The sequence below is a fragment of the Agaricicola taiwanensis genome (genome assembly GCF_014635245.1).
Taxonomy (GTDB): Bacteria; Pseudomonadota; Alphaproteobacteria; order Rhizobiales; family Methylopilaceae; genus Agaricicola; species Agaricicola taiwanensis.
The window spans coordinates 15,979-28,655 of sequence record NZ_BMCP01000003.1 but is presented as its reverse complement, the minus strand read 5'-3'; the positions used below and the strand labels follow the sequence as shown (position 1 = coordinate 28,655).

Genomic DNA, 12,677 nt, shown 5'->3' with positions numbered 1-12,677 from the left:
CGGGGAGGGCTGTTGCCTGAACGCGAAAACTCCTTCTCCGCAGTGAGGGCCTCAGCGTGCTGGACAAAGCTTAGGTCAGCACGTCATGTCGTCCTATGTCCCCGATTTCAAAGAAGATTCATTCGCGCAAGCATGTGCTGCAAGCCGGCCCCAAGACCGTCCATTGGGGTTATTTCGACGGCCGCATGAAGCCACGCATCTCAATTCCCTCCGGCGACCGCATCACCATCTCCACCCTCTCCGGCAGCAAGGATGTCCTGCCCGAAGCTCCCTTCACCGTGCCCGAGGCGCTGCACGCCGTCCATGCCTCCGTGCGCCAGGAATTGCCGGGACATATCTGCACTGGCCCTGTCTTCGTGGAAGGAGCGGAGAAGGGAGGGGTTCTCCAGATCGATATCGAGGACATCCGCCTCGGCTTCGATTGGGGCTATACCGTCACCACGCCGCTGATGGGCATCCTGCCCAATGAACCCACGGACCGTGAGGTGCGCCATATCGCGCTCGACCGCGACAGGATGATCGGCCGCATGCCCTGGGGGACAGAGATCCCGCTGTCGCCCTTCTTCGGCGTCATGACCGTGGCCCCTCCCCCTCAATGGGGTCGTCTCAGCACGCTGCCGCCGCGTCGCAATGGCGGCAATATGGACAATCGGCTCCTGACGGCCGGAACAACGCTTTATCTCCCCGTTTTCGTGGATGGCGCCCTCTTCTCCGTCGGCGATGGCCATGGTGCTCAAGGTGACGGCGAGGTCTGCGAAACCGCCCTCGAAACCGGCCTTGAAGGCACCTTCCGATTGACGGCGCGCAATGACATCGCGCTGATCTGGCCGCGTGCCGAAACCGCCGACACGATCATCACCATGGCATTCGATCCGGATCTCGACATCTGCGTCGCGATCGCCACGCAGGAAATGATCGATGTGGTGACCCGCAACACCGGCCTGTCGCGTTCCGACGCCTACGCCCTTTGCAGCCTGGTCGCCGACCTCCGCGTCACTCAGGTCGTCAATGGCAACCGTGGCGCCCATATGGTGATCGACAAGCGCTACCTGCGACCCACCAATTCGGGCGACGAGCCGTTCGAGACGCTAATCGCCTGACCGCGCTGGGGCAGCAAGTGGCGCCACCGTCCAGCCGGCCTGCTCCAGCGCGCTTCGCAGCTTGCTCGCGATCTCGACCCCATGGGGGTTGTCGCCGTGGACGCAGATCGTGTCGATGAGCGTTGGGATGCGCCGCCCGTCCACCGTGGTGATGGCCTGATCCTCCAGAAAGCCGATGATGCGCTTTGCCGCCGTGTCGGCATCATGGATCACCGCGCCCGGCCTTTTTCGCGCCATCAGGCCGCCGCTCTCGTCATAGGCGCGGTCGGCGAAGATCTCGATGGCTTTGGCGAGGCCCAGTTCATCAATGGCCTTCTCGGTCTCGTCACCGGGCGAGGTAAAGAAGACAAGATCGCGATCGATCGCCTTCACGCCCCGGCAGAGCGCCAGGGACAGATCGAAATCCGTGGCCGCCATGTTGGAAAGCGCGCCGTGAGCCTTCACATGCGAGACCTTGACGCCGAGGGTCGCTGCCATGCCGCAGAAGGCCGCGAGCTGGTACATGATGATCTTCTCAAGATCAGCCAGGCTGTCCACCTCGATGCGGCGGCGTCCGAAACCCCAGGGATCCAGGAACGATGGGTGGGCACCGGCATTGACGCCACGCTCCTTCGCCAGCCTCAGTGTCCTGTGCAGCACCAGCGGATCTCCGCCATGAAACCCGCAGGCGATGTTGGCGGAGGTGACGATATCGAGCATGGCCGCATCATTGCCGATCACATAGGAACCCCAGCTTTCACCGCAGTCGCAATTGAGATCGATCATTTTCATGGAGCACCTCGGTCGGATGAGGCCTGCTATAGCGCAGAAAAACGTTTGGAAGCAGCAGCGTACAGCCTAGTTTATCTACTGTCGCGAGGGAGTTGCAGCCTTGATCGTCGAAGACGAGGAGATGAAGCCGGAGGTGCGCTTCCGGGCGGCCGGCGATCGGCATCTGGTGGCGGAACTGGCCGATGTGATCGATCCCAGCATCAACCGCCGCGTGGTCGCCTTGGCCGCCGCGCTCGAACGGCAGCGGGTTGTCGGTATCATCGACCTCCTCCCAACCTACCGCTCGCTGCTCGTTCATTACGATCCCCTGGTTGCTGGCCGCGGCCTCCTCGAAAACGTCATCCTCCGGGCATTCGGCAATCTCACCGTCGATATGTCGGGAGCAGGAAAGCGCTGGCGCATCCCCGTTGTCTACGGCGGGGCTCATGGTCCCGACCTCGATGAAGTCGCCGCGCGGCACGGCATCACCACGGACGAGGTGATCGCCCTGCATTCCGGCGCGGAGTACCGGATTTTCATGATCGGCTTTGCCCCCGGCTACGCCTATCTGGGTGGCCTGCCGCCAGCGCTTCACACGCCGCGCCGCCCCGCACCGCGCCTTTCCGCGCCGGCGGGCACCATCTCCATCGGCGGGCAGCAGGCGAGCATCGCCTCCGTCCCGCTGCCCACGGGCTGGAACCTGCTCGGCCGCACGCCGGTAAAGGCTTTCGACCCCATGCGGGCCGATCCTTTTCTCTTCGCCGCTGGCGATACCGTGGCTTTCACCCCCGTGGGCCAGCCGGAATTCGAACGCCTCCAGGTCGGCATCGAGCGCGGAAGCATTACCTCAGAGGCCTTTCACGCATGAGCGAGCTCCTCGTCCTTCGTCCGGGGCCGATGGTCACCTTGCAGGATCTCGGTCGCGTCGGTCTCATGCACCAAGGCATCCCGGAATCCGGGGCCATGGACCCTGAAGCCCTGATGCTGGCCAACCTCCTGGCCGGCAACGATCCGGGCGAGGCCTGCCTGGAGTTCGCCATGTTCGCCGGCGTCTTTCGCTTCACCGCAGCGGCGCGGCTTGCCGTCGCCGGCGGCACCTTCCGCGCCTCCTGCAACGGTGTTCCCTTTCCAGTCGGCCGGTCGATCGACGTGCCTGAGGGCGCCGAGGTCGAGATCGGGCCCGCCGATGATGCCACCTGGGGATATCTCGCCATCAGCGCCGGCTTTGCCGTGGAGCCAGTGCTGGGAAGCCGCTCCACCCATGTCCGCTTCGCGCTCGGTCCGATACCTCGAGTGCTGACAGCCGGAGATCGCCTACCCCTGCGTCTCGGAACATTGCAAGAAGGCCCGCGCCGGCGTGCGACCCAGGGCCGTCAGCCGCCGCAAGCCCGCGCGATCCGGGTGGTGTTGGGCCCGCAGGATGATCGTTTCACCGATGAGGCGATCTCGACCTTTCTTGCCGGCACCTATTGGCTGACCGCCAAATTCGACCGCATGGCCTGCCGCCTCGACGGCCCCCGCCTTGCCCATCGCGATGGCGCCGATATCGTGTCGGACGGCATCGCCTACGGTTCGATCCAGGTCCCGGGAGACGGCCTGCCGCTGGTGCTCCTGGCCGATCGCCAGACCACCGGCGGCTATCCAAAGATCGCCACTATCATCGGCGCCGATCTCTACCGCCTGGTGCAACGCCGCCCCGGCGCCCCCATCCGTTTCGTTGCCATCACTACCGAGGAGGCCGAGGCCGCCTGGCGGCGGCATGTGGCTGCGAGAAACACAAGGCTTGCAGCCGTGCGCGATCTTGCGCCGCCATCGCCTGCGAGCGCCGCCGGGATGATGATCGGCCCGTAGATATCGAGCCCATAGAAGCTTTGTCTTCGGCATAACGCGCCCGACGATTGGCCGCTGGGCTGCCGAGTTGCACTGCCCGGCAGGTGACGCCCGATCATACCGAACACTGTGGGTATCGTTCTGCTCCTCCCACTCATCCTCATGGTCCGTTCTTATTGCGCACGCAGACAGGCCGCAGGAGAGCGAGCCCGATGAAGTGCGCGAGCGCGCGGGGACGATCGGATCAGCGCGGCTGGCGATGGTGAGAATTTGCTGCGGCGCCCGTATATGCACTCAACGACTTAATCAGACGCTCTATGCTTTACAAATAATACAGATAAAAATAACATGTATCTCTGAAAGTTTTATTCGGATCTATTGTATTCGAGCGCGCCCCCTCCGTAAGATGCCTTTCGCTGTCTTTGCGCCGACTGGAAACCATGATCAAGACACTTCCCTATCAGGCAAATGCTTCCAGACACGAGCCAGATGACGATATTCATTTCGATAATATTCTCTTGTCTGAGAAATTCGTTCGGAGGGGCCATGGCGGCTCCTCATCCCTAGAGCAGGCTCTACGGACCGCCGCCGCAAGCGGCGATCTGTCTGCCGTCGAGGACATTCTCGAAAGCGGGGCGACATTTGACATCAATGCTGTCGATCCTGAGACCGGAAAAACTGCATTGCATTATGCGGCTGAGGCCACGTCCAATCCTGTCACGATCATCCAGAAATTGCTCAAAGCTGGCGCTGACGTCACTATAAAGGACAGAAGCGGAAAGACGGCTTTCGATCTAGCGCGACAGGCCAACACCGATGCCGACTCCGTGAGTGCTGCTCTGGCCACCGGCGCAACGGAACAACTGAGGAAGTATGGCTCCGACAGGAGTGCGCAGAACTACTGGACCACATTCAATGACCTGATCGACGCTGGCGCCGACGTCAATGTCCTCGCCGAGGACGATTTCTCGCTTCAAGACCTCCGCTATTTCAGGGACGTCGACAAGGCTGTTGAATTGTTCCGAGCCATCGTGGAGAAGCACCCGGAGAAGCTATGGGAGGACCTGCTTGACACCCACTTCACTCTCTATGAGGCTTTCTCGCACTTCGGCAAGGAGCGTCATGCGCCTGATGGCACCCGCTACCCCCCGGTCCCGTTCTTTGAACGGCTTATGAAGGAAGCGGCCGATCTGGCTCGCTCGGTGCTTGAGAAGGCGATCGAGGCCGGCGATTGGGAAAGGGCGAACCTGCTCATTAAGGAGCGGGACCGGCTGGGCGTAGATATCGGAAGGATTGAGATCCCGCTCGATGAACTGGGACAATTCGACGACCCTAAAGAGATCCTGAAGGCGCAGATCGAAAGCGGGCAGATCGACCTTGCGACCGCCAAGGTCGGCAATTTCACTATATATGATTTCTTCCTGACAGCGCCGAACTGGCGGTCCAAGGACAGGCCCGAGGGCTGGCAGAAATTCAACGACATCGCGAAGTTTATCGCCGAGCAAGCCTTGGCGCAGACGCGCCAGGCTTTCCGTGGCGGCGACTGGTCGAGAGCGATCGCACTCATCGACAGCAATGCCGTCGATGTGCGCGCCGAGTTCGAGAACGGCATGAGCCTGCTGTCTCATGCGGCGAGCAAAGGCCAGCTGGACGTTGTGCGCGCTCTCGTCGAGAGGGTCCACACTGCCGGCAACGGCCGGGCCAATTACATCAACCGGCAGGATTCGGAGGGCCGCACGGCCCTGCATTTTGCCGCCGAAAAGGGCAACAAGCACGTTTACGATTACCTGGTCAGCCAAGGCGGCAAGAGCGACGTCGAGGCCGGGAATGGCCAGACTCCCAATGGCATACAGAAGGGCCGGAACGACCCCGCTTGGCAGGATCCTGGGCTTCGCGCAGCAGCGGGTTTGCCTCCTCTAGGGGAAACCGACATCTTCATGGCTTCGACCAGGACAAAGGATGAGGACGGCAACTACATGACCGTTTCCGCCCTTTCGATGAAGAAGCTCTACGACAAGTACAAGAAAATGCTCGACGACGGGGAGATCGATGCCGGCGACGACCGCGCCAAGCTGGTGCATGCCATCGAGGCCTTGAGCGCTGCTCAGAATGGTCTTGACATCATGACCTACCTCGACACGGCGAACTCCAGCCGCTTCTATGGACAACCTTCGCGAATTTTCGGAGACGATGCCGCCGATATCTTCGATATCTCAAAGATCAACAAGGAAGTCTCAAGGCTTCTCGGTACCGCCGACATTGCGGAAGACCATGCCGTTTTTGTCTCCGAGGCGGTCTCGGAGGTCACCAACAAGGACAGCTACATCACGAAGCTGAAGGAGCTGCTTACAAGCCCTGAATACGCAAAGTACATCTATGACCTCAAGAAGTCCGGCAAGGAAGAGGAGGCCAAGGCCGACATCGCATCGTCCATTTCCTCTCTGCGGGCCCTCACCAACGACGAAACTGTTGATGACGTCACTCGAATCCTGCTCGCGAACGATCTCAAGCTCAGCCTGAACGAAATCTTCGAGGATTTCGACTCCATCAGCGGCGAGACTCTTTCGTCGGCAGCAGAGGATGTCCTTGCCTTCATCACCGAGGGTATGCCCGATCTCGACATAGCTCCAGGAAGTCCTGAAGCCGATCTGATCGATCGCCTCAACAAGGTGTTGAACGATGGCACTATGGCGGATGATCTCGTCAAAGCTCTGATACACCTCATCAGGAACGGTTACGACGGCGAGAATGGAGACGAAAAGATCGCGGAGGCGATCGAAAGCCTCTCGGCGGCCCCCTCATCGGCCGCACAGATAAAGGAACTCCTACTCAGTCTGGATGGTGCCGGTGTTCTTGAGCGGATGGTGGGACTGATCAGGCTGACAGCGGGGGTCGACAAGCTGACAGAAGGCAAGTTCCGCACAGGGAACAGTTTTGAGGATATCGTCACGGTCATCGATTTTGGCACTTATCTCACCATCAGCGGAGAACCAAGCGTTCTGGGCTCAGGCCTGACTTCCGTTTTGCAAATGAATATGCCAGACCCGGTGAGTAAATCGAACCCGCTGAATAAGCCGGACCCGAAGCCGAATAAATTCGACAAGATCTGGAAAATACCCAGCAGTTATAAGCCTCCGTCAGCCGGATCATCAAAGTTCACAGAGCACATTGATGATATGCTGGACCAGCACCCACTATTCAGGGCAGATCCCTCGGCGGCCCGGGAGACGCCTCCGGCTGCGCGTATTGCAGGATCGGCATCACGCATCATCGGCGCGACCGCCCTTCAGGCGCTCAACATCATCCCCATAGTCTTTGGCGCTTTCGGCATCAAGGATGGGCTCGATAGAGGAAGCGAGAAGGCCGTGGCGGCGGGCGCTCTTGAAGTTGCGCTCGGAGGGCTGAGTCTGTTGGCCGGCGCAGCCTCGGTGATCGGCATCGCCGCCGGTTCCGCGGCAGCCCTCACAGTCGGGGCTGCTATCGGTGGCGCGGCAGGTTTTCTGCTCCTGCCCATCCTTGCGATCGTCATAACCCTTCAGGGTGAGGACGCCGTCGAAGAGCAGCATGAAAAATTCAAGAATTGGGCAGACCGCGGCTTTCTACAGGGCGATTGGGAAGAAAAACTCGACTTCCTGGCGCAGTATCTGTTCAAGATGAAAGACAAGCGGGGAGTGCGCAAGGATAAGAGCATCTTCGATGCTGTCGATTGGAGAGCCTGGATGGATGATCGGCTGAACCGCACCTGGGTGCCCGGTCGCGGGGGCACCGTCGGAGGAGGCTACCAAGGCTGAGAGCCCAGCCGGGCATCTCCGAACTTTACCAGAGAGTTGCGGATCAGAACAGACAGCAACGCGTTAAGATCGGAATGACCTCAGTTCTCAATCCGTCCTTCTTTCACCGCGACGTCGTCACCGTCGCGCGCGACCTTCTCGGCGCGACCCTCACGCTGTCGGGCGTCGGCGGCAGGATCGTGGAGACGGAGGCCTACCACCATGAAGATCCTGCCTCGCACAGCTTCCGCGGCCCGACGCCGCGCAATGCCGCCATGTTCGGTCCATCAGGCCATGCCTATGTCTATCTCTCCTACGGCGTGCATTGGTGCTTCAACATCGTCTGCGGCGAGGATCCGGGCAGCGCGGTCCTGATCCGGGCGCTGGAGCCGACCGACGGCATCGAGGTCATGTGCGCCCGGCGCGGCACCAGCGACATCCGCAAGCTCTGCGCCGGGCCGGGACGTCTGTGCCAGGCGCTCGCCTTGACCCGCGCGCAGGACAGGCTGCCGCTTGATCGCGCCCCGTTCCATCTGTCGTGCGGCAACGCTGACGTGGCTGTGGTGACGGGCCCGCGCATCGGCATCAGCCAGGCCATGGAGAAGCCATGGCGCTTCGGCCTTGCCGGCTCGCGCTTTCTCAGCCGTCCATTTCCCGCAACCGCATCGGCAGGCTGATGTCCTGAAACGAAGTGGCCGGCCCGACGTTCTGATCTCATTCACAACGGAGAACGAACATGGGCAACGCAGCAGCCATCAAGGAACATATGGACGTCGTGGGTGCCGATGGCGCCCATGTCGGCACCGTCGACCGGGTCGAGGGCAACCGCATCAAGCTCACCAAACAGGACAGCGGCATGGGCTCCCATAAGGGTCACCACCACTTTATCGACCTGTCGCTGGTCAGCGATGTGGAAGGCGACAAGGTCCGTCTTTCCGCCAATGGCGATGTCGCCGTGACCTTCGAGGAAGAAGAATCCGGCAAATCTGTCTAAGCCTCTTCAGCTTCCGAACAGGGGGAGCCGCCTCGGCGCTGCCGAAGCGGCTTTTCCGTGATCGGTTTGTCATGCAACCGTCACGGCGGCTTCCTACAGATTAAAAGCGCTCTAAACAGCGGGCGCCCAAGATCGAGATCAGGATGGTCCCCATGAACGAGCACGTCACCCAGCAGAGCCTTTTCAAGACGAGCCAGCTGGAAGAGGCAGATGCCGCTCCCCTGAACCCAACTGAAAACCCGACCATGGGCGAGGTCATCAGCCGGCGCTTCTCACGCCGCGGCTTCCTGCAGGGCTCGCTCGCCGTTTCCGCCATCACCGCCACGGTCAGCCCGCTCGCCCTGCTGACGGCGGAAAAGGCGCAGGCCGCGTCGAAATCTGCCTTCTCCTTCACCGAAGTCGAGGCCGGCGTCGACGCCAACCATCATGTTGCCGAGGGCTATGATGCCGACATCCTGCTGCGCTGGGGCGACAAGCTCTTCCCCGATGCGCCCGAGTTTGACCCGCGCAATCAGTCGGCCGAGTCCCAGGCGCGGCAGTTCGGCTACAACAGCGACTATGTCGGCTTCATCCCGCTTGAGGGATCCGAGACCCGTGGCCTGCTCGTGGTCAATCACGAATACACCAATCCGCACCTCATGTTCCCGGGCCTCGTCGAGGCGGTCGACGGCAAGCTGAAGCAGAAGCCGCTGACGAGGGAGCAGGTGGATGTGGAACTTGCCGCCCATGGCGGCACCGTCGTCGAGATTGAGAAAGTGGGTGGCAAATGGCGGCCGGTGCTGGAGGGCAAGTTCAATCGCCGCATCACCGCCACCACTGAAATGGCGCTCTCCGGCCCCGCCGCCGGACACGACCGCCTCAAGACCAGTGCCGATCCCACGGGGCGCAAGGTCCTCGGCACCATCAACAACTGTGCTGGTGGCGTCACCCCCTGGGGCACCTATGTCATGGCGGAAGAGAACATCCACGGCTACTTCAGCGGAAAGCTGCCGGAGGGTCACCGTGAGACGCAGAACTATGAGCGTCTCGGCATTCCTGAAGGCGCCTACGAATGGGCGAACTTCTACGACCGGTTTGATCTGGCGAAGGAGCCGAACGAGGCCAACCGCTTCGGCTGGATCGTCGAGGTCGACGTGCAGGACCCGGATTCCACGCCGAAGAAGCGCACCGCGCTTGGCCGCACCAAGCATGAGGGCGCCGAATCCATCGTCGCGGCCGATGGTCGGGTGGTCTTCTATCTCGGCGACGACGAACGTTTCGACTATGTCTATAAATTCGTCACCGCACGCACCTTCGATCCCGACAACCGCGCCGCCAACATGGACCTCCTCGACGAGGGCACGCTCTACGTGGCGAAGTTCGGCGAGGACGGCACGCTCACCTGGATGCCGCTCGTCTTCGGCCAGGGGGTGCTCACGGCCGAGAACGGCTTCGCCAGCCAGGCCGATATCCTGATCGAGACCCGTCGCGCCGCCGATCTTCTCGGCGCGACAAAGATGGACCGTCCCGAAGACATCCAGCCCAATGGGGTCAACGGCAAAGTCTATGTGATGCTGACCAACAACACCAAACGCAAGGAAGACCAGATCGACGCCGCCAATCCGCGGGCGGAGAACGCCTTCGGCCACATCATCGAGATCACCGAGGCGGGCGGCAACTTCGCCTCCACGACGGGCACCTGGGAGGTGCTGCTGAAATGCGGCGATCCCTCCATCGCCGAGGTGGGCGCCACTTTCTCCACGGAAACCACCAGGAACGGCTGGTTCGGCATGCCCGACAACTGCGCCGTGGATGCCGCCGGCCGGCTTTGGGTCTCCACCGACGGCAACAACAATAAGGCGACCGGGCGCACCGACGGGCTCTGGGCGGTGGACACCGAGGGCGAGGCGCGCGCCACCTCAAAGCTGTTCTACCGCGTGCCGGTGGGCGCCGAAATGTGCGGCCCCCTCTTCACCCCCGATGACGAAACCGCCTTCGTCGCCGTGCAGCATCCGGCCGACGGCGGCGAGGATTGGGAGGGCCACGGCCGTCCGTCCTATTATGAGGACCTCTCGACCCGCTGGCCGGACTTCCGCGACGACATGCCGACCCGGCCGTCCGTGGTGATGATCACCAAGCGCGGCGGCGGCAAGATCGCCGTGTGATGCTTGAGGCGCGGGTCCCCGCCTTAGGGGAGATCAGCCTGCCATATCCGGCCCCTCTGCGCCTCTACGATGTAAAGGCGGTCACCTGCGGCACTGAAAGCGACGCTGGTGACCCAGGTGCCGTCGGGAACGCGGATCTCGGCCAGCGGATCGCCCCTCTGGTCGAACAGGAAGGCCCGTCCCGCTTGCGCGTGGGCGACGGCGAGATGGCCGTGGCCATTGGTGGCCAAGCCGTCCGGTCCGAGCCCGCCGGACAGCTGAACATAGGTGCCGGCCATCGGAAAGCCGGTGGCGGGCACATCCGCCGAGAGGCGCCATACGGCATTGGCCCGCGTCGCCGCCACATAGACGAAGCCCTGATCCGGCGAAAGCGCGATGCCGTTCGGATAAGGCACGTTTGCAAGCACCAGCGACAGGCCGCTTCCGGCCCGATAGCGAAAGACGCGGCCCGTGGGATCGGTGAGGCTCGTGCGGCCGGAATCGGTGAACCAGACATCGCCGTTCGCCGCCACCGTAAGGTCCGACAGGCCAAGGAATGGCTGCCCATCGAAGCCGCCGGCAAGCGTTGACAGGGATGCAGTGCGAGGGTCGAAACGCAGCAGGCCGTGGCGATAGTCGACCAGCGCGAAACAGCCGTCGCGCATCGGCTTCAGAGAATGGGGTTCGCCGTCATAGCCGTGCGCAAGGGTCCAGGCACCATCGGCTGAGATCCGGAAGATGCGCCCGTAGGGCACATCCACCAGCCACAGCTGGCCTGACGCATCGAAGCACATGCCTTCCAGGAAGGAATGAAGCCGCTGGCCCGGCCGGGTCATGCGGACCCAGGCGTTGGGCTCTCCGCGATAATGCAGATCGGCCGGCAACTGAGTGAGGCATTCGGCGGTCAGGATCGGCGGCCGGACGATCACGCCACGGCTCCCGCCGTCCGCAGCCGCACGATGGCATCCGCTTCAACCCCCAGTTCGCTCAGAAGAAGATCCGTATGTTCGCCGACCGCGGGAGCATGTGCCTCTATGGAGGGGCCATCTTCGGACCAGCGACAGGGCGTCGTCGGAAACAAAGCACCTGCCGCTCCACCGGCTTCGCTGTGAAAGAACCCGCGCGCCGCGAGCTGGGGGTCGGCCGCAGCCTCCCGAAGGCTTCGAACACGCTCCGCGGCGATCCCTCGCGCATGCAGGAGCTCCTGCCATTCCGCGGCGGTCTTCGTTGCCATGATATCGGACAGCGCCGCGCGCATGGCCGGGGCGCAACTCCACATCTCGGCGAAGGTCTTGCACTGACCGAACGTCCCGACATCGAAACCCTGCTCTGCGAGGAGCTGCCACATCCGGTGGTTCTGCTCGGGAGTGAAGGCGCCCAGCATGAGGATGCCGTCCTGAGTTTGGTACGGCAGCAATCCGGCTTCCTTGCCGGGAGCGGCGTCAGAGGGCGTGAGGCTGGCAGCCAGTTCTGGCGCCATCAGCATCAGGGCCGTCTCGAACATCGAGCAGGTGATGTGAACACCCTTGCCCTCCTTCTCCCGCCGCAACAGAGCCGCGCTGACGGCAAACGCGGCGCTGTACCCCGTCGCGTAGTCGACGAAGGAGACGCCGGGCTTATGACCGCCGGATTGACTGATGATCCCGCTGGCCGCCTGGATCGTGTTGTCATAGGCATGCAGGCCCGCGCGAGGACCCTCCTCGCCGAAACCGCTGATGGAGCAATAGATCAGCGAGGGATTGACCGCCGCGAGGTGATGGTAACCCGCTCCGAGCGCGAGGAGAGCGCCGGGGCGGTAGTTTTCGATCAGGACATCGGCGGTGCGGACGAGGTCGAGCAGGACTTTGAGCCCCTCGGACTTCTTCAAATCCAGCGCGATGGCGCGTTTGTTCGTGCCCTGGACCTGGTAGGTCAGGCCATTAAGCTGCGTGTTCTGGGTGGCATCCGGCCCCCGTGCTCGGGCGCAGTCGGGATCCGCCGGATTTTCGATCTTGATAACGTCCGCACCGAGCAGCGCGAACTGCCAGGCACAAAAGGGACCTGCCAAAACATGGGTGAGGTCGAGAACTCTGATGCCTGCGAATGGTTTTGCCACCTGCGTACGTCCCAT

At 62.3% G+C, this 12,677-nt stretch carries 10 protein-coding genes; 7 read left to right on the top strand and 3 right to left on the bottom strand.

Annotation, left to right across the window (positions count from 1 at the left end):
* Window positions 1–95: 95 nt before the first annotated feature.
* On the top strand, window positions 96–1,100 hold the full coding sequence (locus IEV58_RS13580; protein WP_188410342.1) for an acetamidase/formamidase family protein: 1,005 nt from the start codon (window positions 96–98) through the stop codon (window positions 1,098–1,100).
* Here IEV58_RS13580 and IEV58_RS13575 read toward each other — a convergent pair.
* Window positions 1,089–1,871: a LamB/YcsF family protein gene (locus IEV58_RS13575; protein WP_188410341.1), complete on the bottom strand. Its 783-nt coding sequence runs from the start codon at window positions 1,869–1,871 to the stop codon at window positions 1,089–1,091. The two genes, IEV58_RS13580 and IEV58_RS13575, sit on opposite strands and share 12 nt — an antisense overlap.
* A 100-nt stretch (window positions 1,872–1,971) precedes the next feature.
* On the opposite strand from IEV58_RS13575, the gene pxpB reads away from it, so the two are divergent.
* The 6 genes from pxpB to IEV58_RS13545 all read left to right on the top strand — a co-directional run bounded on the left by pxpB (window position 1,972) and on the right by IEV58_RS13545 (window position 10,588).
* Window positions 1,972–2,718, top strand: a complete 747-nt coding sequence (pxpB, locus tag IEV58_RS13570; RefSeq protein WP_229729439.1) for a 5-oxoprolinase subunit PxpB — start codon at window positions 1,972–1,974, stop codon at window positions 2,716–2,718.
* Window positions 2,715–3,701: a 5-oxoprolinase subunit C family protein gene (locus IEV58_RS13565; RefSeq protein ID WP_188410340.1), complete on the top strand. Its 987-nt coding sequence runs from the start codon at window positions 2,715–2,717 to the stop codon at window positions 3,699–3,701. Before pxpB ends, IEV58_RS13565 begins: the two co-directional genes overlap by 4 nt.
* A gap of 419 nt (window positions 3,702–4,120) precedes the next feature.
* Complete coding sequence (locus tag IEV58_RS13560; protein WP_188410339.1) at window positions 4,121–7,471, top strand: ankyrin repeat domain-containing protein; 3,351 nt, start codon at window positions 4,121–4,123, stop codon at window positions 7,469–7,471.
* A 74-nt stretch (window positions 7,472–7,545) separates the two neighbouring features.
* Window positions 7,546–8,127: a DNA-3-methyladenine glycosylase gene (locus tag IEV58_RS13555; protein ID WP_188410338.1), complete on the top strand. Its 582-nt coding sequence runs from the start codon at window positions 7,546–7,548 to the stop codon at window positions 8,125–8,127.
* A 59-nt stretch (window positions 8,128–8,186) separates the two neighbouring features.
* Window positions 8,187–8,444 (top strand): DUF2171 domain-containing protein, encoded by a 258-nt coding sequence (locus tag IEV58_RS13550; RefSeq protein WP_188410337.1) that lies wholly within the window; start codon window positions 8,187–8,189, stop codon window positions 8,442–8,444.
* A gap of 152 nt (window positions 8,445–8,596) precedes the next feature.
* Entirely contained in the window at window positions 8,597–10,588 is a 1,992-nt protein-coding gene (locus IEV58_RS13545) for a PhoX family protein (protein ID WP_188410336.1), read from the top strand.
* A 23-nt stretch (window positions 10,589–10,611) separates the two neighbouring features.
* On the opposite strand, the gene IEV58_RS13540 is transcribed toward IEV58_RS13545, so the two are convergent.
* A complete protein-coding gene (locus IEV58_RS13540; RefSeq protein ID WP_229729438.1) occupies window positions 10,612–11,496 on the bottom strand; it encodes an SMP-30/gluconolactonase/LRE family protein in 885 nt (294 codons plus the stop codon).
* Window positions 11,493–12,662, bottom strand: a complete 1,170-nt coding sequence (locus IEV58_RS13535; protein ID WP_229729437.1) for a CaiB/BaiF CoA transferase family protein — start codon at window positions 12,660–12,662, stop codon at window positions 11,493–11,495. The genes IEV58_RS13540 and IEV58_RS13535 overlap by 4 nt, the downstream gene beginning before the upstream one ends.
* Window positions 12,663–12,677: the final 15 nt, after the last annotated feature.

What these genes read in the sequence shown, in the direction of transcription:
- IEV58_RS13580 (WP_188410342.1), top strand. Translation starts at nt 96, where the DNA reads ATGTCCCCGATTTCAAAGAAGATTCATTCGCGCAAGCATGTGCTGCAA.
- IEV58_RS13575 (WP_188410341.1), bottom strand. Translation starts at nt 1,871, where the DNA reads ATGAAAATGATCGATCTCAATTGCGACTGCGGTGAAAGCTGGGGTTCC.
- IEV58_RS13565 (WP_188410340.1), top strand. Translation starts at nt 2,715, where the DNA reads ATGAGCGAGCTCCTCGTCCTTCGTCCGGGGCCGATGGTCACCTTGCAG.
- IEV58_RS13560 (WP_188410339.1), top strand. Translation starts at nt 4,121, where the DNA reads ATGATCAAGACACTTCCCTATCAGGCAAATGCTTCCAGACACGAGCCA.
- IEV58_RS13555 (WP_188410338.1), top strand. Translation starts at nt 7,546, where the DNA reads ATGACCTCAGTTCTCAATCCGTCCTTCTTTCACCGCGACGTCGTCACC.
- IEV58_RS13550 (WP_188410337.1), top strand. Translation starts at nt 8,187, where the DNA reads ATGGGCAACGCAGCAGCCATCAAGGAACATATGGACGTCGTGGGTGCC.
- IEV58_RS13545 (WP_188410336.1), top strand. Translation starts at nt 8,597, where the DNA reads ATGAACGAGCACGTCACCCAGCAGAGCCTTTTCAAGACGAGCCAGCTG.